The organism is Streptomyces sp. NPDC052114 (assembly GCF_040680155.1).
Lineage (GTDB): Bacteria > Actinomycetota > Actinomycetes > Streptomycetales > Streptomycetaceae > Streptomyces.
Genome location: NZ_JBFAWC010000003.1, coordinates 546,499 through 570,057 on the forward strand (window position 1 = coordinate 546,499; position 23,559 = coordinate 570,057).

Genomic DNA, 23,559 nt, shown 5'->3' on the forward strand with positions numbered 1-23,559 from the left:
CTCGGAATTTTCTTTTCGGCTGTGACGATCGGCCACGTCAGGAGCCTGATATCAGGCTCGCGGGACGCAGATCCGTCCAGTTCTGTTCGACAAAAGCCAGGGAATCGGCCCGTGAACTCGCCTCTTGAGCCACGGTCCAGCCGGACGGGACGTCGGTCCCGGCGGGCCAGAGCGAGTGCTGATTCTCTTCGTTCACGAGCACCAGGTACTGCGCACCATCATCTTCGAATGGATTACCGGCCATTTACCTTTAACCCCCCGGAAATTCCAAAGAATCCCATTGCGTCCGCAGGGATCATTGCGCGGAAGGACTAATTCCATCAAGCGACTGTGACATTGATCACAGGGCGCAAAAGGCTGAGAGAGTGCGGTTTGACCGAATTCTTTCGGAGGTCTTATCAAGCCAGCCCCAGGGCATGCCGGGAACCATCCCCAGCCCCTCGGCATCCGCGCTTTGCAATTTGCCGTTCCGTGTCAATCCCGGGCGTGTAGAACGCCCTCCCCCGGGCTCAGGCGGACGCCGCGGAGCTCACGCCGACGCCCGCCGCTTGGCCGTGGTCTTCTTGGCGGTCGCCGTCTTCTTCTGCGTCGTCGTCTTTTTGGCCGCCGTCTTCCGCGCGGTCGTCTTCGTCGCCGTCTTCTTGGCGGAGGCCGCCTTCTTCTTCGTTCCGGACGACGCCGACGACGAAGCCGACGACGTCGATTTCTTGCCACCGACCTGCTTGGGCGTCGCCGGGGCGGACTTCCGCGCGGGCGCCGACTTCCGCGCGGGCGCCGACGCCTTCTTGGCGCGGCCGCCGCGCGCCGGGAGCGGCGTCACCTCCGCCACCTTCCCGTCCTGTGCCGCGTCGCCCTCGGGAGCCTCGCCGCGCGCCGTGCGGGCCGCGCGGACGCTGTTCTCCAGGGCGGCCATCAGGTCGATCAGCTTGCCGCCGCCGGCCTCGGCCGCGGGCGTCTGCTCCGCCGGGGCGGTGCCCGCGACCTTCGCGGCGACCATCTCCTCGACGGCCTCGCGGTAGTCGTCGTGGAGGGTGGCGATGTCGACCTCGCCCAGGGTGTCCATCAGGGCGTCCGCCAGGTCGAGTTCGGCGTCGCGGACGGTGACGTGGGAGTCGGGGGCCACCCCCTCGGGCGCCCGGATCTCGTCCGGCCACAGCAGCCCGTGCATGGCGATGACGTCATCGACCACCCGCAGCATCCCGAGCCGCTCCTTGCCCCGCAGCGCGAACTTGGCGATGGCCACCTTCTTGCTCCGCTTGAGCGCCTCGCGCAGCAGCGTGTACGGCTTGGCGGCGGGGACGCCGTTCGCCGAGAGGTAGTAGGCGGCGTCCATCTGGAGCGGGTCGATGCGGTCCGCGGGGACGAAGGCGACGATCTCGATGGTCCTGGCGGTCGGGATCGGCAGCGCGGCCAGGTCCTCGTCCGTGATCGGGATGATCGAGCCGTCCGCGTCCTCGTACCCCTTGCCGATCTCCGCGGACGTCACCTCGCGGTCCTCCAGCTCGCACACCTTGCGGTAGCGGATGCGGCCGCCGTCCTCCGTGTGGATCTGGCGGAAGGAGATGGAGTGGCTCTCGGTGGCGTTCACGAGCTTGATCGGGATGCTGACCAGGCCGAAGGAGATCGCACCGTTCCATATGGATCGCACGTCCGGCACCTCTCACTGGGATGGGGGGACGGTCGGTTCGTGGTGATTTGTGGGACTCTCATCGTATGACGCCGATCACGGAGGTGGAGGGGCGGCGGCTCGCGCTCAGCAATCTGGAGAAGGTCCTGTACCCGGCGGCCGGCTTCACCAAGGGCGAGCTGCTGCACTACTACGCGAGCACGGCCGGCGCCCTCCTCGCCCACCTCCACAACCGGCCCGTCTCCTTCCTGCGCTACCCCGACGGGCCCGGCGGCCAGCGGTTCTTCACCAAGAACGTGCTGCCGGGCACACCCTCGTGGGTGCGGACCGCCGAGGTGCCGCGCTCCGAGGGGAACGCCCGCCAGATCCTCGTGGAGGACCTGTCCACGCTGATGTGGGCGGCCAACCTGGTCACCGAGTTCCACACGCCGCAGTGGCAGGCGGACGCGCCGGGGCAGGCCGACCGCCTCGTGCTCGACCTGGACCCGGGCGAGCCCGCCACCGTCGTGGAGTGCTGCCTGGCGGCGCTGTGGCTGCGGGAGCGGCTGACGGCCGACGGGCTGCACGTGTACGCCAAGACGTCGGGGAGCAAGGGGCTGCACCTGCTCGTACCGCTGGAGCCGACCCCCTCCGAACGGGTCACGGCGTACGCCAAGGAGCTGGCCGTCGAGGCCGAGCGGGAGCGGCCCGACCTCGTCGTGCACCGCATGACGCGCAGCCTGCGCCCCGGCAAGGTCTTCGTCGACTTCAGCCAGAACGCCGCCGCGAAGACCACGGCCACCCCCTACACCCTGCGCGCCCGCCCCGAGCCGACCGTCTCCACGCCCGTGACCTGGGCGGAGGTCGAGGCCTGCGCGGAGCCGGAGCAGCTGGTCTTCACGGCCGCCGACATCGCGCCCCGGCTGCGGCGCCACGGCGACCTGCTGGGCCCCCTCATCAACCTCAACCGCGCCCGGCCCCTGCCCTCCCGGGCCGGCCGGTGAGCCTGCCCCGGCCGGTGCGGGCCGGGCTCGTCGGACGGGGCAGCCCCGCTCTACCGGTTCGCGGTTTCGCGCGAGGCGGTCCGGCTCGTGCGGCCGACCGCGCGGCCCACCGCGTTGCGCACCGCGAGGCCCGACCGGGTGCGGGGCACCATGAGCCTGGAGAGCGGACCGACGCGCCGCTGCCGCGGACCCACCTCACGGCGGAGCCGCGACTCGTAGGCGGCGAAGGCGCGGGCGTGGTCACCGGGATGGGCGGCGAGCTCTTCCGCGAGGGCGTACGCGCCCGCCATCGCCATGCTGGACCCGTCCCCCAGTAGGGCTGTCGCCGCCGCCGCGTCCCCGAGCAGGACGACCCGCCCGCGGGACCACGAGGGCACCCGGATGGTGGTCAGGGGGTCGAAGTACGGAGCCGGGTGGTCGAGGTACGCCGCCACGAGTTCCGGTGCCCGCCACCGCACGTCGGCGTAGGCGTCGGCCACGGTCTGCTTGTGCAGGGCGATGTTCTTGCGGTCGTGGGGCGCCGCCCGTGCGGCGCGGAAGGTGAAGATCGCGAGCGGAGTGGTCCGCGAGGGGTGGACGACCAGCATCCGGTTCGGCACCGTCAGCATCGTCATCTCGCTCGGGTCCTCGACGGCGTCGGGTTCCAGCGGCACGGTCGCGCCGTACAGGCCCAGGTCGCCCGCGAACTGCCGCTCGGGCCCGAAGACCAGGCGCCGCACGGTGGAGTGCATCCCGTCGGCACCGACCACCAGGTCGAAGCGCCGTGGCGCGGACCGCCGGAAGGTGACGTCGACCCCGCCTCCGTCCTGGTCGAGAGCGGTGACCGTGTCGTCGAACAAGAACTCCGCCTCGGTCCGCGCCGACCGGTGGAGCACCTCGGACAGGTCGGCTCGGGTCACCTCGACCGTCGGCGCCTTGTCCGAGGTGAGCGGGCGCTGCAGGATGCGCCTGCCGTCGGGGTCGAGCAGGGTCAGTGACCGATTGCGGGTGGCGAGCCCGCGGAGCCGCGGGAGGATCCCCATGCGGTCGGCGACCGGGATCGCGGGCCCCTTCACGACGATCGCGCTGCCACCGGAGCGCAGTTGCCGGGCATGTTCGACGACCGTCGGCCGGTAGCCGTTCCGGGAGAGCCAGTACGCGAGTGCGGGCCCCGCGATTCCGGCACCGACGATCAGCACCTCGGGCTTCTTCATGACGATGACCTCTTGGAGTGTCGATGGCCGGGTCCCCGGCGAGTGCCGGGGCCGGGCCCCAGGGCGCGGCGGCACGGGGCAGCGCCATCGACCCAGGTACGAAAATTTTCGTACCTCAGTGGAGCACATCGCTCAGGTACGATTCAAGTCGTACCTGAAGGGGGTGCCGCGTGACCGGGAAGAACCTGGCAGGGCCGGAGGCCGACGCGCTCGATCTGGGTGCGGTGTTCCGCGCCCTCGCCGACGAGCACCGCCGTTCGGTGCTGACGCAGCTGGCCGCCGACCGTGGCGACAGCGAGCGGGGCTGCAACTCGTTCGATCTTCCGATCTCGAAGCAGACGCAGACCCACCACTTCCGCGTCCTGCGCGAGGCAGGCCTCATCGACGAGATCGACTACGGCAACCGCAAGGGCGTCCGCCTGCGACGCACGGACATCGAGCAGAGATTCCCCGGGCTGCTCGCCCTCCTGGAAGCAGAGCCTCCGGGCGACACCGCTCCTCACTGAGCACGGGCGGGCACAAGCGTTCACCCCGGCCGGCGACGCGCCGGTCCGCGTGGCCCTGTGACCGGCATCACCGTTAATCAAGTTTGACTAGCCGGACTTCGCGGCATACCTTCTCCATTAGTAGTCAAACTTGATTAACCGCAGCACCGCAGAGGAGACCGCGTGACCCTTCTTCCCGAGACCGGATACGTCCCGACCGACGAGGACCGCGCGAGCCTGGACGCCTGGTTCGCCGCGTACGACGCCCACAGCGCGAAGCGCGACGTGGAGCGCATGGCCGACCTGGCCGTCTTCCCGCTCAACCTGGTCAGCGACGACTCCGCGGGCGACGGGCGGGCGGCCCAGTGGGACCGGGAGCAGTACGTGGGGACCATGACCCACGTGATGGGCGACGGGAGCGAGGACATCACCTTCGAGTCCACGCGGACGCCCGTCTTCCTCTCCCCCGCCATGGCCGTCGTCTTCACCGACTCGGTGATGACGGCGAACGGCGAGACGCAGCAGCTGCGCTACGCCGACATCCTGATCAGGCGCGGCGGCTCCTGGGCCTTCCAGACCATGATCCAGGGCGGCTGGGGCGACAACCTGTAGCCCCGGCCGGTCCGACGGCGGGCCGCCCCCGGCCCCGGTTGCGGCCCGCCGTCAGACCCTGCGCCAGGTGTGACGGTCCCTCGCCAGGGCGTGCAGGGCCTCCACATCGGCCGGTTTCAGTACGCCGCCGAGGCGGGCCAGCGCCGGCAGTTCGCCCTCGCGCAGCACCCGCACGTCGCGTGGCGGCGCCGCCACGTCCAGGTCCGCCGCCCCCGTCCCCACCAGGACCAGGACGGGACGGACCTCGGCGGTCAGCGCGAAGGAGGCGCGGCCCGCGTCGGAGCGGATCGTGCGCAGCAGCGGCACCGGCTCGCCCCGGCCGACGGTGACCATCGGGTCGGCGATGCGCACCCGCTGCTTGCGGACGGCGAGGGTGCCCACGCAGAACAGCCCGCCGGGGCCGATCAGCAGATGGTGGATGCGGGCCTCGCCGGGCAGCGGCACGGAGTGCAGCACGCGCCAGCCCGCGCCCTCCAGGGCGTCCAGGGCGTCGCCGACCGTCTGCTCGGCGGCGAGGGCCCGGTGCCGGGGATCGGAGCGCAGCCTGCGGGCGGGCACGGGGTCGCGCTCCAGGGCGATGTGCAGGGCCTCGCCGGGGCGGTTCGGGGCGAGGTCGTCGTCCGGGTGCAGCGCGAGGCGGGCCAGCTCGGCGGGGGTGGGCACCGGCGGCGGACCCACCGCGACCTGGCCGGTCAGGAAGGGCGCGAGGACGTCGAGGACATCCGCCTCGCGGTCCTCGCTGAGCAGATTGACGCGGGACGACTCACGGTCGTACCAGGCCACGCTCCTGCCGTCGGCCTGATACACGTACAACCGCTCCTGCCCGTGCCGCCAAGCCGGTACGACGCGCAGTCCGGTCATGCCGCATCACCCCCCGACCATGGGAACAGCCCCTGTGCGCCCGGGGCAAGAACCCGTCCGCGCCGGGCGGAAGTTGGGGCGTCTTTGCGCCGACTCCGGACGGTCCGGCCGTGACGTCCCTCCGGTCCCGTAACGGCACCGCCTGCACAGCTATGGCGCGCTGTTACATAGCTGCCGAATTGCCGCAACGGCGGACATCTAACTTCGTAGCTGTCCACCCGATCCCACCGGAGTGACCAGCCGACCGAAGGTAAGGAACGTCCCGTGAGCACCCACCGCCGCCACACCCTCCTCCGCACCGCCGCCGTCTCCACCCTCGTCGGCGGAGCCCTGCTCATACCGGCCGCGGGCGCCTTCGCCGACTCACCGGCGCCCGAGCCGACGGCCTCACGGACCCAGACCCCGGACACCACCGGCACCCCGTCGCAGAAGCCGACGCAGCAGGCCGAGGTCTACGAGGTCACCCTCGGCAACGGCGCGAAGGCCAAGATCCAGAACCGCGGTGGCGCGTACGTCGCGACGATCTCCGTCAAGGGCAAGCAGATCGCCACTCTCTCCTCCACGCACCCGACGGTCACCGCGGACGGCGTGCGCTACGAGCTGTACTCCTCCAACGGGCACATCGGCATCACGTACCTGAACGGCAAGGACAAGAAGGACACCGGCAAGCAGGACCAGAAGGTCACCCCGCAGCCGAAGAACGACCAGAAGCAGCAGCACCGCACCGGCGACAAGACCGTCACGCCCAAGGGCGGCGTCAAGGCCGGCGCCGAGGACGTGCACGGCGCCGGCGACCCGGCGTTCCTGGTGGCCGGCGGCGGCATGGCGGCGGCCGGTGCCGCGGGGCTCGGCTTCGCGATGCTGCGCCGCGGCCGCACGGACTCCTGACCCCCGTCCCCCTCCCCCAGGCCGCCGGACGGCTCCCCCTCCGTCCGGCGGCCACCCCCTGCCGTCCCTTCTCTCCCAGGAGTCCTCGTGAGCACCCCCACCGACTACGAGCCCGTCGAGACCCCCGCCGCCCGGCGCCGCCACACCACCCGCATCGCCGCGTCCGCGGCCCTCCTCGCGACCCTGGGCATCGGCCTGATCGCCTGCGGCCAGGGCGGCAAGGGCGACCCGGCCCCCGACGTGAAGGTGCACAACGCCGCCACCGCGCAGGCCAAGCAGGCCGTCGCCCCGCTGAAGGCGTCCGAGCCGACCGGTCTGCGCATTCCCTCGGCGGGCGTCGACGCCCGGTCGATGCTCCACCTGAGCGTGGGCGCGGACCAGGAGCTCCAGGTGCCGCCGGCGGACAAGGCCGACGAGCCCGGCTGGTGGACCGGCGGGGTCACGCCCGGCGAGAAGGGACCCGCCGTGCTCGTCGCGCACTACGACACCGCGAACGGCCCGGCGCTGATGAGGAACGTCGCGAAGATCAAGGTCGGTGGCACCATCGAGGTACCGCGCGCGGACGGGAGCACGGCGACGTTCAAGGTGCGCGAGATCCAGCAGGTCGACAAGAAGGACTTCCCCACCAATAAGGTGTACGGGGCGACCGACCGACCCGAACTGCGCCTGCTGACCTGCGGCGGGCCGATCGTGGACGGTCACCGCTCGGACAACATCATCCTTTTCGCCGACCTGGTGTCGTAACAGCAGGCCTGGTGCCACGACAGGCCGCGCCCCGCGGCAGGCAGGAGTGCAGTGAACCGCAGCCGCCTCGCGCTCGCCGCTGCCTTCGTCGCCTTCGCCGCACTGCTGGCGGGCGGCTGCGGCGACCCCGGCGGCCTGCGGAGCGCCGGCGCGACGCCGACCGCCGAGGGGCCGACGCGGCTGTGGCCCGACCGGCCGCCGCCGTCCGCGCCCGCCGAGGACTACGGCGCCATAGAGGCCGTGAAGGTCACGGGCGTGGCCGTGCCCGGCGGCGATCTGCACAAGGTGGACCCGGTCGACGTCGTGCGCGCGGACTTCGAGGAGAACCCGGGGACGTACGAGCCCTCTGACTCGGCGTACCAGAAGACCGTCGAGCGACTGAAGGACTGCGCGGGCGACGACTCCGGCAAGAAGGGGACCTGCCCGGTCCTCCAGGCGTACTACCGCGATCTGACCGGCGACGGCAGGGACGACCTGATCGTCGGCGTCTCCACGCCCGACGACAACCTCGACATCCGCGTCTATGCCGAGGAGGACCGGCAGCTGACGCAGATCATGGAGATGAGCGACGCCGTGCTCGGCGTCGAGCTGGCCGGGCGCGACCTGATCATCCGCGCCGTCTCCAGCCTGCCCGGGTACGAGTACCACACGGTCTGGTCCTGGGACGCGCACCAGAAGGCGATGCTGCCGACCAGCGACGAGATCATTCGCTCCGCGAAGAAGTCCCGTCCCACGTCGCCGCACCCCTCGCCCGCCCCCTCCTCGTCGGGCGGCGGGCGATGAGCCGCCGGGGGCCGCGCGGGCCGCGGCTGCCCGCCTGGACGGCCACGCTCACCTGGAAGGCGGCCGTCTTCATCACCGTCATGTGCTGTGCGCTCGCCGCGCTGCTCGGCGCGCTCGTGCACGTCTCGGTGACCAACCAGACCGTGGGCCAGGCGCGCGAGCGCGCCCTGTCCCACCTGGAGGAGGTCACCGAGCGGTACGAGGCGGGCGACCGGCTCGGCCCCGACGCGGGCGTCGACCCGGCGGGCCTGCCGTCGGGCCTGCGGGACCTCGCGGCGAACGGGCAGCGCGGCACGATGGTCGCGAACCACGAGTCCCGGCCGACGATGTGGGCGGCGGGCCCCGCCGACGGGGGCAAGGCCATCGCCGTGCGGGTCGACTACGCCCAGGGCGCCCGCACCATCGACGGGCTCGACCGGGCGATCCTCGGCTCCTCGGTGCTCGCGATCGGGGCGACGCTGCTGGTCGGCGCGTTCGCCGTGACGCGCGTGACCCGGCGCCTGCACACCACGGCGCAGGTGGCGCGGAAGATCAGCGCGGGCGACCTGGACGCCCGCGTCGACGACCCGCACTCGGGGCCGTCCGCCAAGGGTACGCCGCGCCATCAGGACGAGGTCGCGGCGGTCGCCGGCGCCCTGGACACCATGGCGTCGACGCTCCAGGGCAAGCTGCTGAGCGAGCAGCGGTTCACCGCGGACGTGGCGCACGAGCTGCGCACCCCGCTGACCGGGCTGCACGCGGCGGCCGAGCTGCTGCCGCCGGGCCGGCCGACCGAGCTGGTGCGCGACCGGGTCGCCGCGCTGCGCACGCTGACCGAGGACCTCCTGGAGATCTCCCGGCTCGACGCGAAGAGCGAGCGGGTGGACCTCGACGCCCACCACCTCGCTCCACTGGCGGAGCGCGTCGTGCGTTCTTCCGGGGCGGGCACGGAGCTCGCCGTCGTGCGCGACGTGTGCGTGGAGACGGACCGGCGCCGCCTGGAGCGGGTGCTGGGCAATCTCGTCGCCAACGCGCACAAGCACGGGCGGGTGCCGGTGCTCGTGACCGTCGACGGGCCCGTGGTCACCGTGCGGGACCACGGGGACGGGTACCCCGACTACCTCGTGGAGCACGGGCCCCAGCGGTTCCGCACGGAGGGCACGACCAAGGGGCACGGTCTCGGGCTGACCATCGCCCTGGGGCAGGCGGCTGTTCTGGGGGCGCGGCTGACGTTCGCCAACGCGGGGGACGGCGGGGCCGTGGCGACGCTGGAACTGCCCTTCGAGGAGGCCGCGGAGGGCGGCGACGGGGGCGAGCCGCGCTAGGCCGCGTGGCCGTCCGCGGATGCCTCGTGGTGGCTCGCGCGGTTCCCCGCGCCCTTTCGGGGCGCCTTTGCGCGCGCATCATGCCGCTTTTAGTGTGAGGTGCGGCTTTTGAGCATCCGCCAGAAGCCGCTCGACCCGCCCTTCCCCCGAGGAGGCCCCATGTCCCCGCGGACCACCGTCACCCGGCTCGGCATACTCGCCGCCGGCGGCGCCCTCACCGCGCTCGCCGCCGCCGGTCCCGCCGCCGCCCTGGACGACGCCAACAACCACCCGCCCGTCTACAAGGGCCGCGTCACCGCCAAGACCGGACTCCTGCTCCGCGACGCACCGACCCGCGGCAGCAAGGTGATCCGCAGCGAGCCCTACGGCAAGGTCGTCACCATCTACTGCAAGACCACGGGCGACCACGTGGGCGGCAACAACCTCTGGTACCTGCTCACCGACGGGACCTGGGCCTGGGGCGCCGCGCACTACATCGCCAACATCGGGCCCGCCCCGCGCTGGTGCTGAGCACCGACATAGACGACATAAGCGGACTTTAGGGCCGGTCGCTTGCTACGTTCCCGGCATGACCGGAACAAGCGCGGGCCCCGCACCCCCCGCGGGCCCCGCACGCCCGGCGATCCCCGCGGTCCGCGTCCCCCGGCGCCGTGGCACCGAACTCGCCCTGCTCGTCGTGGCCGTGCTGCTCTCCGTGTACGGCTACTGCGACGTCGGGCTCGCCAAGAACGGCACCGTTCCGCCCGGCGCCGCCGGATACGGCGCCGGGCTCGGCGTGCTCGCGCTCGTCGCGCACCTGGTCGTCCGCTTCCGGGCGCCGTACGCCGATCCGCTGCTCCTGCCCATCGCGGTCCTCCTCAACGGCCTGGGCCTGGTGCTCATCTACCGGCTCGACCTGGAGACCCCGAGCGACGAGGCCGCGCCCACCCAGCTGATCTGGTCGACCATCGGCGTGGGCCTGTTCATCGCCGTCGTCCTCTTCCTGCGCGACCACCGCGTGCTCCAGCGCTACGCGTACCTCTCCGTCGTCGCCGCGCTCGTCCTGATGATCGTGCCGATCTTCTTCCCCGCCGTGAACGGCGCCCGGATCTGGATCAGGATCGGCGGCTTCTCCATCCAGCCCGGCGAGTTCGCGAAGATCCTGCTGGCGGTCTTCTTCGCCAGCTACCTCGCGGCCAACCGCACCGCGCTCGCGTACACCGGCCGCACCCTGTGGCGCGTCAAGCGCCTCCAACTGCCCACCGGCCGCGTCCTCGGCCCCCTGGTGGCGATCTGGCTGCTGAGCGTCGGCGTGCTCGTCCTGGAGCGCGACCTCGGCACCTCGCTGCTCTTCTTCGGGCTGTTCGTGATCCTGCTGTACGTCGCCACGGGCCGCACCGGCTGGATCGCGGTCGGCCTGCTGCTCGCCGGGCTCGGCGCGTTCGCGGTCGGCTCGCTGGAACCGCACGTGCACAGCCGGGTGGAGGACTGGCTGCACCCCTTCGCGTCCATCGAGGCGGGCCGGGGACCCAACCAACTCGCCCAGTCCCTCTTCGCGTTCGCGGCCGGCGGGATGCTCGGCACCGGGCTCGGGCTCGGGCACTCCATCCTCATCGGCTTCGCCGCGAAGTCCGACTTCATCCTGGCGACGGCGGGCGAGGAGCTGGGGCTCACCGGGCTCTGCGCGATCTTCCTGCTCTACGCGCTGCTCGTGGAGCGCGGCTACCGCGCCGGTCTCGCCCTGCGCGACCCCTTCGGGCGGCTCCTCGCGATCGGGCTCGCCTCGATCGTCGCCCTCCAGGTCTTCGTGATCGCCGGCGGCGTCATGGGGCTCATCCCGCTGACCGGCATGGCGATGCCGTTCCTCGCGCAGGGCGGCTCGTCCGTCGTCACCAACTGGATCATCGTGGCGCTGCTGATCCGGATCAGCGACTCGGCGCGCAGCCAGCCGGGGCCGGCCGAGGAGGGGATCGCGTGACGCGGTACATCCGGCACGCCGCCGCGTTCTGCGCGCTGCTGCTGCTGGCCCTGCTGGTCAACGCCACCCGCGTCCAGGTCGTCCAGTCCGACTCCCTCGACGACAACCCGGCCAACCGCCGCAAGGCCATCGTCCGCTTCGACCAGCCGCGCGGCGACATCATGGTCGACGGCCGCGCGGTCACCGGCTCCAAGGACACCGGTGAGCAGCTCCGCTACGAACGCACGTACAAGAACGGGCCGTTGTACGCGCCCGTGACGGGCTTCGCCTCGCAGGTGTACGGCACGACCTTCCTGGAGAACGCCGAGGACGACATCCTCTCCGGCACCGACCCGATGCTCGCCCCGCTCCCCCTGTGGAACGACATCACCCGCGCTCAGAACCCCGGCGGAAAGGTCGAGACCACCATCAAGGCGCCGGTGCAGCAGGCCGCGTACACGGGCCTCGGCGGCAAGAAGGGCGCGGTCGCCGCGATCGAACCGTCGACCGGGAAGATCCTCGCGCTGGTCAGCACCCCTTCGTACGACCCGGAACGGCTCTCCGGCACCGGCCGGGCGGTCGCGGACTCCTGGGCGGAGCTCAACGGCAGCGCCGCCAAGCCGATGCTGAACCGCGCGATCCGCCAGACGTACCCGCCCGGTTCGACGTTCAAGGTGGTCACGGCCGCCGCGGCGCTGGACGAAGGCGTGGTGACGGACCTCGACGCGCCGACCAGGTCGCCCAGCCCGTACACGCTCCCCGGCACGACCACGCAGCTGACCAACGAGGTCGACGGCTGCACGAACGCGAGCCTGCGCTACGCCTTCGAGTGGTCCTGCAACACCTTCTTCGCCAAGCTCGGCGTCGACACGGGCCTGAGCGGCATGGTGGACACGGCCGGGAACTTCGGCTTCAACGACAGCGGCCTGCGGATCCCCTCGTCCGTCTCCGCCAGCAACTTCGACACGTCCATGGACAAGGCGCAGCTCGCGCTCTCCGCCATCGGGCAGTACGACACGCGGGCGACGCCGCTGCAGATGGCGATGGTCTCGGCGGCCGTCGCGGGCGGCGGCTCGGTCAAGTCCCCCTACCTGGTGGACCGGACGACCACGGACGACGGCGACGTGGTCGACACCACCGGGTCCAGGTCCCTGCGCCAGGCGATGAACCCGGGCACGGCGGTGCAGCTGCGGGAGATGATGACGGACGTCGTCGAGGAGGGCACCGGCACGAACGCGGCGATCCCCGGCGTCACGGTCGGCGGCAAGACGGGCACCGCCCAGCACGGCGTCGACAACACCGGCACGCCGTACGCCTGGTTCATCTCCTGGGCGCAGGCCGAGGGCGACCCGGAGCCCTCGGTGGCCGTCGCGGTGGTGGTGGAGGACGCGGCGGCGGACCGCGGCGACATCAGCGGCGGCGGCAGCGCGGCGCCGATCGCGAAGGCCGTGATGGAGGCGGCGATCAGCACCCGTTGACCGGCGGCGTCAGTCCGAGCCGCCGGACGCGATCGCGTCCCTCACCTCCGCCACGCGCTCCTGCTCCTCGGCCGCGAAGCGCTCCGCGTCCAGCTTCTCGGCGATCTCCTCGTCCTGGGCCATGAGCTGGTCGAGGTTGGCGTTGCCCATCTCGAAGACGCCCATGTCGACGTAGGCCTCCTGGAGGCGCTTGCCCCACAGGCCGATGTCCTTGACGCACGGGACGATGCGGGAGAAGAGCAGCTGCCGGAAGAGGGCGAGGAACTCGGACTGCTCGCTGTACTCCTCGGCCTGCTTCTTGGGGATGCCGAAGTTCTCCAGGACCTCCACCCCGCGCAGCCGGTCGCGCATCAGGTAGCAGCCCTCGATGACGAACTCCTCGCGCTCGCGCAGTTCGGCGTCCGTGAGCTGCTTGTAGTAGTCGCGCAGCGCCATCCGGCCGAAGGCCACGTGCCGGGCCTCGTCCTGCATGACGTAGGCGAGGATCTGCTTGGGCAGCGGCTTGTCCGTGGTGTCGCGGATCATGCCGAAGGCGGCGAGCGCGAGGCCCTCGATGAGGACCTGCATGCCGAGGTAGGGCATGTCCCAGCGGGAGTCGCGCAGCGTGTCGCCGAGCAGCGCCTGGAGGTTGTCGTTGATCGGGTAGAGCATCCCGATCTTGTCGTGCAGGAAGCGGCCGTAGATCTCCGCGTGGCGCGCCTCGTCCATGGTCTGGGTCGCGGAGTAGAACTTGGCGTCCAGGTCGGGGACGGACTCGACGATGCGGGCGGCGCACACCATCGCGCCCTGCTCGCCGTGGAGGAACTGGCTGAACTGCCAGGACGCGTAGTGCTTGCGCAGCTCCCCCTTGTCCTTCCCGGTCATCTTCGCCCAGTGGGGCGTGCCGTACAGCGACAGCGACTCGTCGGGGGTGCCCAGGGGGTCGAGCGGGTCGACCTCCAGGTCCCAGTCGATGCGCGTGGCACCGTCCCACTGCTTGTCCTTGCCCTTCTGGTAGAGGGCGAGGAGACGCTCGCGCCCTTCGTCGTACTCCCAGCTGAAACGGGCCGAACCGGTCGACGGCACCTGCCAGTTGGGATCTCCGGGTGGACTGGTGTAGAGCTCCTGAGTCGACATGACGGCAGGCTCACACGGCGTTGGACAAGGGGTCAACAAGTCGTGCGCAAGGGATTGACGGCCTTGCTGACAAGCAGTCTCATAAGTGGTGACCGCCGGTAACCCGCGACGAGGCAGGGACAGCCATGACGACCGTGACGCACGACGCTTCGCTCGACGGCCTGCGGGACGCGCTCGGTCTGCTCAAGGACCGCGAGCAGGTGGCCCTGCGGCTCCTGGAATCCTCCGCCAAGCACTCCTTCGACCCCGACGAGGAGCTCGACTGGGAGGCCCCGGTCGAGGAGGGCAAGTGGTTCTGGCCGCCGGAGCTCGTCTCCCTCTACGACACCCCGATGTGGAAGCGGATGTCGGAGGAGCAGAGGTTCGACCTCGCCCGGCACGAAGCCGCCTCGCTCGCCTCGCTCGGCATCTGGTTCGAGATCATCCTGATGCAGCTCCTCGTCCGGCACATCTACGACAAGTCGGTGACCAGCGCCCATGTGCGCTACGCGCTCACCGAGATCGCCGACGAGTGCCGGCACTCGATGATGTTCGCGCGGATGATCCAGAAGGGCGGGGCGCCGACGTACCCCGTCACGCGCCTCAACCACAACCTCGCGCGCGTCCTGAAGACCGTCTCCACCACCCCCGGCTCCTTCGCCTGCACGCTGCTCGGCGAGGAGATCCTCGACTGGATGCAGCGGCTGACCTTCCCGGACGAGCGCGTCCAGACCCTCGTCCGCGGGGTGACCCGCATCCACGTGGTCGAGGAGGCGCGCCATGTCCGGTACGCCCGCGAGGAGTTGCGGCGCCAGATGGTGACCGCGCCGGCCTGGGAGCGGCAGCTCACCCGCCTCAGCTGCGGGGAGGCCGCGCGCGTCTTCTCCATCGCCTTCGTGAACCCCGAGGTCTACACGAACGTCGGCCTCGACCGCCGGGAGGCGGTGGCGCAGGTGAAGGCGAGCGGGCACCGCAGGGAGGTCATGCAGACCGGGGCGAAGCGGCTGACGGACTTCCTGGACGACATCGGCGTGATGCGAGGGGTCGGACGACGGCTCTGGCGGTCCTCGGGGCTGCTGGCCTGAGCCGCGCGGCGGGGGCCGCATGTGGCTGATCGCGCGGTTCCTCCCGCCCCTGAGGGGACGCACCCCGAGTTACGCTGCGAGCATGACCTCGCCCGCCACCACGCCCGCGTACCGCCGCCTCAGCGTCGAGGCGCGGCGGCGGCAGCTCCTGGAGTCCGCGCTGACCCTCTTCGCGCACCGCGCGCCCGAGGAGGTCAACCTCGACGACGTCGCGGAGGCCGCCGGGGTCTCGCGGCCCCTCGTGTACCGCTACTTCCCCGGCGGGAAGCAGCAGTTGTACGAGGCCGCGCTGCGGTCCGCCGCCGACGAGCTGGAGCAGTGCTTCGCCGAGCCGCCGGACGGCCCGCTCACCCGGCGGCTCTCGCGGGCCCTCGACCGCTATCTGGCCTTCGTCGACGAGCACGACACGGGGTTCAGCGCGCTGCTCCAGGGCGGCAGCGTGGTGGAGACCTCGCGGACGACCGCCATCGTGGACGGCGTGCGCCGGGCCGCCGCCCAGCACATCCTCAGCCACCTCGACGTGCCGGAGCCCGGCCCCCGGCTCCGGATGACCGTGCGGATGTGGATCACGGCGGTCGAGGCGGCCTCGCTGATCTGGCTCGACGAGGACAAGCAGCCGCCCCTGGACGAGCTGCGGGACATGCTCGTGGAGCAGTTCATGGCGGTGCTCGTGGCGACGGCGGGGCGCGATCCGCAGACGGCGGACGTCGTGCGGTGGGCGCTGACCCTGGAGACGCCGGACGGGCCCGTCGGCGATCTGGCGCGCCGGGTGCTGCCCGTGGTGAGCGACGCGGCCCATCTGCTGTGACGCGCGGGGCGCGGTCGGCGCGGGTGTGACACTGGGGGCGTGAAGAGCGAAGACACCCCCTTTGTCGGCGGCCCCCTGGACGGCCGTGTGCTCCCGGTCCTGCTCGGCCCGACCGGGCACCCGCCGAAGGTGTACCGCGTCCCCGTCCCCGACGACGCGGGCGGCGAGCCGACGGTCCTGGTCTACCGCCGGGTGGCGGCGGACCCCACCAGGCGCCTGTCGCTCAGCCCGAAGTGGCGGTACGAGTACGACGAGACGGGCGACAAGGGCAGCGGCCTGAAGTGGCCGTGGTCGAAGCCGGACAAGGCCTGAGCGCTCCGGCCAGTGCCCCGTAGTGGCACGGGGAACCGCGCGGGCAACCACGCGGCACCCGCGGGAGAGCACCCGCGGGCGCGGCCGCAACTCACCGCGCCCGTCGCGCCCTGGACGAGTGACCCCATTGCGCCAACCGCCCAGCGCCCGGAGGCGGGGCCCGCGCCCCGGCCGGATGCTCGCGGTGCGAGGTGGAGGGCCCACCCCGCACCGGAGGTGATGAGGTGTCAGGAACGCTGCTGCGGTGGGTGTGCACGGGGGCCGTGGTCGGTTCACTGCTCGGCGCCGCTCCCCCGGCCGGTGCCGGACCCGCCCCCGCACCACCCGCACCCGGCGAGCGCCCCGTCTCCGAGCTGCTCACCGATCTGCGGCGCCTCTACCAGTCGGCCGAAGAGGCGGCGGAGACGTACAACGCGACCGAGGAGAAGCTGACGAAGCAGCGCGCCACGGCCGCGGACCTGGGCCGGAAGCTGGCGAAGGCGCGCGCGTCCGTGCGCGAGAGCCGCGGCGACGCGGGCCGCTTCGCCCGCCAGCAGTACCAGGGCACCTCCGAGCTCTCCCCCTACGTACGGCTGCTGCTCGCCCGCGATCCGCAGCACGCCGCCGACCAGGGACACGTGATCCGGCGGGTGGCCGCCGGGCGCGCCGCCACCGTCGAACGGCTGGTCGGCGGCGAGAAGAAGGCCGACGAACTGGCCGGGGCGGCGAAGAAGGCACTGGACGCCCACGTCGCCCTCGCCGCCCGCCAGAAGAAGCAGCGCGACACGGTCGACGGACAGCTCAAGGAGGTCGAGGAGCTGCTCTCCTCGCTCACCGTCGACCAGCTCGTCGCGCTGCGGCAGGCCGAGGAGGCCGGGGCCGCCGAGGCCCAGCGGCAGTTCATGGACTCCGGCGCGCTCGGCGGCGCCCCCGGCACGCGGGCCCCGTCACGCCAGGGCGGCGCGGCCCTCGACTACGCGGTGCGGCAGATCGGGCGGCCGTACGAGTGGGGCGCGGAGGGCCCGGACGCGTTCGACTGCTCGGGGCTCACCTCGCGGGCCTGGGCGCACGCCGGCCGGACCATCCCCCGCACCAGCCAGGAGCAGTGGGCCGGGCTGCGCCGCATCCCGCTCTCCGAGCTGCGCCCCGGCGACCTCGTCGTCTACTTCCCCAAGGCCACGCACGTGGCGCTGTACCTGGGCGACGGCAAGGTCGTCCAGGCGCCCCGCCCCGGCTCCCGCGTGAAGGTGTCGCCGATCGCGGCGAACCCGGTCCTCGGGGCGGTGCGGCCCGACCCCGGGGGCCGGGCCGTGCAGGGGTACGTCCCGCCGAAGCTGCCCGAGGGCGCCACCGACGGCAGCGACCTCGGATTCGGCGGCGATCAGGCGCCGGGGGCGACCGACTCCAGGTAGGCGGCGGCCTTCTCCGGGTCGTAGAAGTAGTTCTCGAAGTCGGCCGGGTCGTTGAAGCCGTTGGCGAACCGGTCCGCCACCGGCTGCAACTGGCCCGCCGCGCCGAGGATGTTCAGGACGTGCTCCGGCGGGGCGCCCAGCATCGCGTTCGTCCACTTGGTGACCCACTGCGCGGTGTCCCAGTAGCGGTCGAAGGCGGACTGCATCCACGCCTCGTCGAACGGCTTGTCGCCGTGCTCGACGATGGAGGAGAGGTACGAAGCGGCGCACTTGGACGCGGAGTTGGAGCCCTGGCCGGTGATCGGGTCGTTGGCGACGACCACGTCGGCGACGCCGAGGACCAGACCGCCGCCGGGAAGGCGGCCGATCGGCTTGCGGACGGTGGGGGCGTAGCGCCCGGCCAGCGTGCCGCCCGCGTCGGTCAGTTCGACCTTCGTGGCGCGCGCGTACTCCCAGGGCAGGAACTTCTCCAGGAGTTCGAGGGTCAGCGCCAGGTGCTCGCTGGGGTCCTTGATGCCCTGGAAGGCGTCGAGGGGGCCGCCGGGGACGCCCTCCCAGAAGAGGATGTCGGCGCGGCCGGAGGTGGTGAGCGTCGGCATGACGAACAGCTCGCCGACGCCGGGCACCAGGTTGCAGCGGACCGCGTCGAACTCGGGGTGCTCGGGGCGCGGGCCCAGACCGTGGACGTACGCCACCGACAGGGCGCGCTGCGGCTCGGTGAACGGGGAGCGGGCCGCGTCGCGCTCGAACATCGAGACCAGCTCGCCCTTGCCCGCCGAGACGAGCACGAGGTCGTAGGTGCGCGAGAAGTAGTCGAGGTCGGAGACCGCCGCGCCGTGGATGACCAGCTGGCCGCCGCGCTGCGCGAACGTCTCCATCCAGCCCGCCATCTTCACTCGCTGGTCGACGGACTGGGCGTACCCGTCGAGCTTGCCGACCCAGTCGATGACGCGGGAGGAGTCGGGGCCCGCGACCGAGACGCCGACGCCCTCGATCCTGGGGGCCTGCGACTCCCAGAAGTTGGCCTTGATGTCGCGCTCGTTCTGCAGCGCCGTGTCGAACATGCACTGCGTCGACATGACCCGGCCGGACCGGATCTCGTCCGCCGTGCGGTTCGACATCAGGGTGACCTCGTACCCCTGCGCCTGGAGTCCGAGGGCTATCTGGAGCCCGGACTGGCCGGCTCCGACGACAAGAATTCTGCGCATGGGGGTCCTTCTACTCGGGGGTGACGTCGAGCGCGTGGCCGACCAGCGCGAGCAGGGACTCGATGACCGAGATCCGCCGCCGCGCGTCCATGATCAGCACGGGTATGTGCGGCGGCACCGTGAGCGCCTCGCGCACGTCCGCCGCCTCGAACTCCTCGCTGCCGTCGAAGTGGTTGACCGCGACGACGTAGGGCAGGCCGCAGCTCTCGAAGTAGTCGAGCGCGGGGAAGCAGTCGGCGAGGCGGCGGGTGTCGGCGAGCACGACGGCACCGATCGCGCCGCGCACCAGGTCGTCCCACATGAACCAGAAGCGCTGCTGGCCGGGCGTGCCGAAGAGGTACAGGACCAGGTCGTCGTCGAGCGTGATGCGGCCGAAGTCCATGGCGACCGTCGTGGTCGTCTTCTCCGGGGTCCCGCTCAGGTCGTCGGTGTCGGCGCTCGCCTGCGTCATCAGCGCCTCCGTCTGGAGGGGCGTGATCTCGGAGACGGCGGTCACCAGCGTCGTCTTGCCGACGCCGAAACCGCCCGCCACCACGATCTTCGTGGCGATCGGGGCACGTGACCTGTCCGTCTGCCAGGCCTGCAACTGATCCTCGTTGTCGAGGAGTTCAGAGACGGCGGAGTCCACTCAGCACCCTTTCCAGCAGTGCGCGGTCAGGCTGTCCCGGGCCGTGGCCCGTTCCGTACACGCGGATCTTTCCCTGGTCGGCGAGGTCGCTGAGCAGTACGCGGACCACGCCGAGCGGCATCTTCAGGAGCGCGGCGATCTCCGCCACGGTGCGCATGCGGCGGCAGATCTCGACGATCGCCCGCATCTCCGGCATCACCTTCGCGAGCGAGCCCTTGGGCAGTTCGAGGCGCTCCTCGGGCGCTTCGAGCGCGGCCACGAAGGTCTCGACGAGCAGCACGTGCCCGAACCGGGTCCGGCCGCCGGTCAGCGAGTAGGGGCGCACGCGGGCGGGTTTTCGGTCCCCGCCCCGCTGCGGCAGCTTCGGCGTCGTACGGCTGCTGCTGCTCATCGGGCGCTCTCCATCGACTGGCGCAGCTCGCTGCGGAGTTCGGGGGTGAGGACGTGTCCGGCGCGGCCCACGAAGAGCGCCATGTGGTACGCGACGACGCTCATGTCGCAGTCCGGCGTGGCGTGCACGCCGAGCAGCGAGCCGTCGCTGATCGACATGACGAAGAGGCTGCCCTCCTCCATCGCGACCACGGTCTGCTTGACCGCCCCGCCGTCCATCAGCTTGGCGGCGCCGATGGTCAGGGAGGCGAGCCCGGACACGATGGTCGCGAGGTCGGCGCTGGAGCCCCTGGGGCCCGCGGGGTTGGCCACGGGCCGCTCGGCGTTCCGCCCGGGGTCGGAGGAGAGCAGCAGGAGCCCGTCGGAGGAGACCACCGCGACGGAGAGCAGCCCCGGCACCTCCTCCACGAGGTTGGTCAGCAGCCAGTGCAGGTTGCGGGCCTCGCTGCTCAGGCCGAATGCGACGGGTGCTGCGGCTTCGGCGGATGCGGCGGTTTCGACGGAAGAACCGGGCGTGCGCATGGGCGCAGTCAACTGCTTGCCTCCTCGACTGAGTCCCCCATTACTTCTGCGTCTTGTGCGTTCTTTTCGTTACGTTCCGACGGGTTCGCCGGATCCGTCCCCGTGGCGAGCTCGGCCTCCACGTCCCGTCGGCCGCTCTGCGCGCCCTGATGGAACCCGCCGAGGCGGCGCCGGAGCGCCTCGGCGTCCACGGCCCCGCTCCGCGGCGCCGGCGCGCCCCCCGTGGGCGCGCTGATCTTCGGGGTCCGCTTGGGCAGGCCCTTGTCGGTGACGCGCTCCCACTTGGCGGGAGCGGCCTCGGAGTCGGCCTCCGGAGCGGCTTCGTGCTCGGGTTCGGGCTCGGGGGCCGACTCCGGCTCCGGCTTCGGCTCCGGCTCCGGCTCCGGCTCCGGGGCGTCGTCCCGCGGTGCCCGCGGTGCCGGGGCGGGCGGGGCCGACGGCGCGGCGAGCTCCATGGTCCGCTCCGCGGCGGCGATCAAGGGGTCCGGGTCCTCGCCGGCCCCACCGCCCGACCGCCCCGGAATGACATTGGAGTTCGCCTCGGCCTCGGAGCCGGGAAGGTGGACGAGGGGCTCCCCGCCCCGAGGAGGCGCGACGACAGCGGGCGCCGGAGCCTCCGCCAGGATTCCCGTGGGCAGCACGACGACGGCCGCCACCCCGCCCTGCTTCTGCTCCCGCAGCCGCACCCGCGCCCCGTGCCGCGCGGCGAGCCGCGCCACGACGTAGAGGCCGAGCCCGAGCCCGTCCCCGCTCTCCTGGTCGTACGCGTCGTCGGGGTCGAAGTCCGCGAGCCGGGCGTTGAGCTCCCGCATCCGGTCCTGGGTGACACCGATGCCCTCGTCCTGGACGGAGAGCATGACCTCGCCGTTCTCCAGGAGCCAGCCGGAGACCTCGACGGAGGCGTCCGGCGGCGAGAAGGAGGTGGCGTTCTCCAGGAGCTCGGCGGTGAGGTGGCTGATGTCGTCCGCGGCGAAGCCCGCCACGTGCGCGTGCGGCGGCAGCGTGGCGATGCGGACGCGTTCGTACCGCTCGATCTCGGAGACGGCGGCCCGCACGACGTCGACGAGCGGCACGGCGCCGGGGTGCTGATGACCGTGGTCGGCACCGGCGAGGACCAGGAGGTTCTCGCTGTGGCGGCGCATGACCGTGGCGAGGTGGTCGAGCTTGAAGAGCGTGGCGAGCCGGTCGGGGTCCTGCTCGCGGTCCTCCAGGTTCTCGATGACCGCGAGCTGGCGCTCCACCAGACCCAGCGTGCGCAGGGCCAGATTGACGAAGGTGCCGTGGATGGACTGGCGCACGCGGTCCAGGTGGGCGGAGGCCTCGGCCAGCTCGGCGCGCAGGGCCTCGCGCTCCTCGGCCATGGAGCGGCGCTGCCCGATGAGGTGCTTGCGGTCCGATTCGAGGGTGCCGAGCCGCTCGGTGAGCGCGGCCGCGTGGCCGTGCAGCGCGTTGACGGAGCGGACGACCTGGGCGAACTCGTCGTCGCGGCCCGTGAAGCGGATCGGCTCCTGGGGCTCGGGCTCGGCGGCCAGGCGGGCCGAGCCGAGGCGCAGCACGGCGAGCGGCCGGGTCAGCGAACGGGCCGTCGCCATGGCGAAGCCGACGGCGAGCAGCAGGCAGGCGCCGACGAGGGCGACGCGGATCTCCAGGGCCGTGACGTCGTCGTCGCGCAGCTGGGCGAGCCGCTTGGTGCGCTCGACGCCGAGCGCGGACTCGGCGCCGCGCATCGTCTCGATGCGGGCGGAGAGCGCGGCGTCGACCTTCTTGGGGTCGTAGCGCCGCTCGGCGGCGGAGAGCTTGGGCTCGTCGGTGAGGCGCGCGAGGTACTTCTCCGCGGTGGCGACCTCGGGGCCCGTGACGGTCGACTCGAACGCGGCGCGGGCGGGGTCGTTGGCGGCGTCGCGGAAGTCGGCGAGGGCGGCGAGCTCGCGGAGGTGGGCCTGCTGGGCGGCGGTGCTGAGCTCGTCGCGGCGCTTGGCGTCGGCCGGGGACTCCTCGGTGGTGGCCGGCAGGCCGGTGACCGGGTCGACGGTGGTGGTCGAGGGGGCGCGGGGCACGGCGAGGGCGGCGAGGAGGAGGCCGCGGGCGGCGGCGGCCTGTTCGACGGCGTGGTCGAGGTCGGCGAGGGCGAGGGCGCCCTGGTTGGCCTCGGGGGGCAGCTGCGCGGCCAGGTCGCGGGTGAGGCCGTGGAGTTCGGCGATGACCTTCGTGTACGCCTCATGGGCTTCCAGAGCGGTGCTCTTGCCGGTGAGCGCGGCTCTGCGCACGGCGGCGATCTCGGCGAGGTCGCTGCGCAGACCGGCGGGCGCGTCGGCGGCGCGGATCTCCTCGATCTGCCGGTCCACGCGGGCGCTGCGGCTCTCCGACAGCCCCTTGCCCCGGGGGCGCCCCGAGGCGATGTACGAGGTGACCTCGTCGCGCTCGTCGGCCAGGGAGTGACCGAGGGAGACCGCCTGCTGGGTCTGTCCGGCGAGGGTCACCAGACTCTGTGCGTCCTTCAGCTGCCCGGAGGCGGCCACGATGGCGGGGGCGCCCGCGCCGGCCACGGCGGCGGCCACGACCGTCACGGCGAGAATCAGCCGATTGCGGACCCGGGCGGTGGGTGGCTTGTTGACGACGGTGGGTTTGGGCACGGGGGGCGTCGTCGCGGCCGCCCCGGACCCGCCGGCCGCACCGGAATCGACGGAGGCTCCAGAGGCGTCCGACGCCCCGGGAACGACGGAGGCGCCCGCGTCCGCGGAGGGAGTGGCACCCGTGCCCGCGGAGGGGTCCGGCGCACCCTCGGCCGGGGCGGTCGCGCCCGGCGCGGTCCCCTCCGGAGCCGACTGCTTGCCTTTGCGCCGAGGCGGCATCTTCTGCACCGGTGCTCGCATTCTTGTTTTCGTCTGCCCTTGGGCCCGGGTGACGATCTGTCAACGCGAGCGCTCCCCCGGTACGGCTCCCGACCCTTCCAGTGCCGTTGAGTGGCGGTCGCGCATCGCCTGCCCGGCCACCCGAAGGAGTGAACATCGGCGGGGAGTTGGCGGGCAAGTCCCGACGTTACGGCCACGGGGCATATGCGGTGCGCCGGTTGGACGTCTCCGACGGGCTTTGGCAGGATGCGCCGCCACACCCCCGCCGGAGGTGATCATTCCGGTCGAATTCCGGCGCGCCACCCGCCCGTACAAGCCATCCCTCCACCCCTTTGCGGCTTCTGGTGGACCTTGTGAAGGGGTCGTGCAGACTG

At 72.1% G+C, this 23,559-nt stretch carries 24 protein-coding genes; 14 read left to right on the forward strand and 10 right to left on the reverse strand.

What is annotated here, in order from left to right:
- Positions 1-37 precede the first annotated feature (37 nt).
- Both AB0L89_RS09295 and AB0L89_RS09300 read right to left on the reverse strand, forming a co-directional pair.
- Positions 38-244 carry an MbtH family protein gene (locus AB0L89_RS09295; RefSeq protein WP_365136774.1) on the reverse strand — a complete coding sequence of 69 codons (207 nt, stop codon included), beginning with the start codon at positions 242-244 and terminating at the stop codon, positions 38-40.
- A 285-nt stretch (positions 245-529) separates the two neighbouring features.
- Complete coding sequence (locus AB0L89_RS09300; protein ID WP_365136777.1) at positions 530-1,648, reverse strand: Ku protein; 1,119 nt, start codon at positions 1,646-1,648, stop codon at positions 530-532.
- Positions 1,649-1,713: 65 nt separating this feature from the next.
- Between AB0L89_RS09300 and ligD the strand changes: the two genes are divergently transcribed.
- Positions 1,714-2,610, forward strand: coding sequence for a non-homologous end-joining DNA ligase (ligD, locus tag AB0L89_RS09305; RefSeq protein ID WP_365136780.1), 897 nt, complete (start codon positions 1,714-1,716; stop codon positions 2,608-2,610).
- Positions 2,611-2,660: 50 nt separating this feature from the next.
- On the opposite strand, the gene AB0L89_RS09310 is transcribed toward ligD, so the two are convergent.
- Positions 2,661-3,803: an FAD-dependent monooxygenase gene (locus AB0L89_RS09310; protein WP_365136783.1), complete on the reverse strand. Its 1,143-nt coding sequence runs from the start codon at positions 3,801-3,803 to the stop codon at positions 2,661-2,663.
- A 170-nt stretch (positions 3,804-3,973) separates the two neighbouring features.
- On the opposite strand from AB0L89_RS09310, the gene AB0L89_RS09315 reads away from it, so the two are divergent.
- Positions 3,974-4,309, forward strand: a complete 336-nt coding sequence (locus AB0L89_RS09315) for an ArsR family transcriptional regulator (protein WP_365136786.1) — start codon at positions 3,974-3,976, stop codon at positions 4,307-4,309.
- 162 nt (positions 4,310-4,471) lie between these two features.
- On the forward strand, positions 4,472-4,900 hold the full coding sequence (locus AB0L89_RS09320; protein ID WP_365136789.1) for a nuclear transport factor 2 family protein: 429 nt from the start codon (positions 4,472-4,474) through the stop codon (positions 4,898-4,900).
- A 51-nt stretch (positions 4,901-4,951) separates the two neighbouring features.
- Here AB0L89_RS09320 and AB0L89_RS09325 read toward each other — a convergent pair whose 3' ends face one another.
- Positions 4,952-5,761: a nuclease-related domain-containing protein gene (locus AB0L89_RS09325; RefSeq protein WP_365136792.1), complete on the reverse strand. Its 810-nt coding sequence runs from the start codon at positions 5,759-5,761 to the stop codon at positions 4,952-4,954.
- Positions 5,762-6,025: 264 nt separating this feature from the next.
- Here AB0L89_RS09325 and AB0L89_RS09330 point away from each other — a divergent pair, with 264 nt between their 5' ends.
- From AB0L89_RS09330 to AB0L89_RS09360, 7 genes are all read left to right on the forward strand, one after another.
- Positions 6,026-6,649, forward strand: coding sequence for a hypothetical protein (locus tag AB0L89_RS09330; protein ID WP_365136795.1), 624 nt, complete (start codon positions 6,026-6,028; stop codon positions 6,647-6,649).
- Positions 6,650-6,736: 87 nt separating this feature from the next.
- On the forward strand, positions 6,737-7,393 hold the full coding sequence (locus AB0L89_RS09335; RefSeq protein ID WP_365136798.1) for a class F sortase: 657 nt from the start codon (positions 6,737-6,739) through the stop codon (positions 7,391-7,393).
- A gap of 51 nt (positions 7,394-7,444) precedes the next feature.
- Entirely contained in the window at positions 7,445-8,176 is a 732-nt protein-coding gene (locus AB0L89_RS09340) for a hypothetical protein (protein ID WP_365136801.1), read from the forward strand.
- Positions 8,173-9,480, forward strand: a complete 1,308-nt coding sequence (locus tag AB0L89_RS09345; protein WP_365136804.1) for an ATP-binding protein — start codon at positions 8,173-8,175, stop codon at positions 9,478-9,480. The genes AB0L89_RS09340 and AB0L89_RS09345 overlap by 4 nt, the downstream gene beginning before the upstream one ends.
- Before the next feature lie 159 nt (positions 9,481-9,639).
- Entirely contained in the window at positions 9,640-9,990 is a 351-nt protein-coding gene (locus AB0L89_RS09350) for an SH3 domain-containing protein (protein WP_365136807.1), read from the forward strand.
- A 58-nt stretch (positions 9,991-10,048) separates the two neighbouring features.
- Complete coding sequence (locus AB0L89_RS09355; RefSeq protein ID WP_365136810.1) at positions 10,049-11,437, forward strand: FtsW/RodA/SpoVE family cell cycle protein; 1,389 nt, start codon at positions 10,049-10,051, stop codon at positions 11,435-11,437.
- Entirely contained in the window at positions 11,434-12,894 is a 1,461-nt protein-coding gene (locus tag AB0L89_RS09360) for a penicillin-binding transpeptidase domain-containing protein (protein ID WP_365136813.1), read from the forward strand. Before AB0L89_RS09355 ends, AB0L89_RS09360 begins: the two co-directional genes overlap by 4 nt.
- A 9-nt stretch (positions 12,895-12,903) precedes the next feature.
- Here AB0L89_RS09360 and AB0L89_RS09365 read toward each other — a convergent pair whose 3' ends face one another.
- The gene (locus AB0L89_RS09365) at positions 12,904-14,010 is read right to left on the reverse strand and encodes a ferritin-like domain-containing protein (protein WP_365136816.1); all 1,107 of its coding nucleotides are present in this window, start codon (positions 14,008-14,010) and stop codon (positions 12,904-12,906) included.
- A 125-nt stretch (positions 14,011-14,135) separates the two neighbouring features.
- Here AB0L89_RS09365 and AB0L89_RS09370 point away from each other — a divergent pair, with 125 nt between their 5' ends.
- The 4 genes from AB0L89_RS09370 (at position 14,136) to AB0L89_RS09385 (ending at position 17,585) form a co-directional block, all read left to right on the forward strand.
- The gene (locus AB0L89_RS09370) at positions 14,136-15,074 is read left to right on the forward strand and encodes a diiron oxygenase (RefSeq protein ID WP_365136819.1); all 939 of its coding nucleotides are present in this window, start codon (positions 14,136-14,138) and stop codon (positions 15,072-15,074) included.
- An 82-nt stretch (positions 15,075-15,156) separates the two neighbouring features.
- On the forward strand, positions 15,157-15,882 hold the full coding sequence (locus AB0L89_RS09375) for a TetR/AcrR family transcriptional regulator (RefSeq protein ID WP_365136822.1): 726 nt from the start codon (positions 15,157-15,159) through the stop codon (positions 15,880-15,882).
- A 39-nt stretch (positions 15,883-15,921) separates the two neighbouring features.
- A complete protein-coding gene (locus AB0L89_RS09380; RefSeq protein ID WP_365136825.1) occupies positions 15,922-16,194 on the forward strand; it encodes a hypothetical protein in 273 nt (90 codons plus the stop codon).
- A gap of 224 nt (positions 16,195-16,418) precedes the next feature.
- Positions 16,419-17,585, forward strand: a complete 1,167-nt coding sequence (locus tag AB0L89_RS09385) for a C40 family peptidase (RefSeq protein WP_365136828.1) — start codon at positions 16,419-16,421, stop codon at positions 17,583-17,585.
- Here AB0L89_RS09385 and AB0L89_RS09390 read toward each other — a convergent pair.
- From AB0L89_RS09390 to AB0L89_RS09410, 5 genes are read right to left on the reverse strand one after another with little or no spacing between them, the layout of a single operon-like run.
- Positions 17,555-18,793: a styrene monooxygenase/indole monooxygenase family protein gene (locus AB0L89_RS09390; protein ID WP_365136831.1), complete on the reverse strand. Its 1,239-nt coding sequence runs from the start codon at positions 18,791-18,793 to the stop codon at positions 17,555-17,557. The genes AB0L89_RS09385 and AB0L89_RS09390 overlap by 31 nt on opposite strands.
- Before the next feature lie 10 nt (positions 18,794-18,803).
- Entirely contained in the window at positions 18,804-19,421 is a 618-nt protein-coding gene (locus AB0L89_RS09395; RefSeq protein ID WP_365136834.1) for an ATP/GTP-binding protein, read from the reverse strand.
- The gene (locus tag AB0L89_RS09400) at positions 19,402-19,812 is read right to left on the reverse strand and encodes a DUF742 domain-containing protein (RefSeq protein WP_069885446.1); all 411 of its coding nucleotides are present in this window, start codon (positions 19,810-19,812) and stop codon (positions 19,402-19,404) included. The genes AB0L89_RS09395 and AB0L89_RS09400 overlap by 20 nt, the downstream gene beginning before the upstream one ends.
- Positions 19,809-20,333 carry a roadblock/LC7 domain-containing protein gene (locus tag AB0L89_RS09405; protein ID WP_365136837.1) on the reverse strand — a complete coding sequence of 175 codons (525 nt, stop codon included), beginning with the start codon at positions 20,331-20,333 and terminating at the stop codon, positions 19,809-19,811. Before AB0L89_RS09405 ends, AB0L89_RS09400 begins: the two co-directional genes overlap by 4 nt.
- Positions 20,334-20,341: 8 nt before the next feature.
- Positions 20,342-23,206 carry a nitrate- and nitrite sensing domain-containing protein gene (locus tag AB0L89_RS09410; protein ID WP_365136840.1) on the reverse strand — a complete coding sequence of 955 codons (2,865 nt, stop codon included), beginning with the start codon at positions 23,204-23,206 and terminating at the stop codon, positions 20,342-20,344.
- Positions 23,207-23,559: the final 353 nt, after the last annotated feature.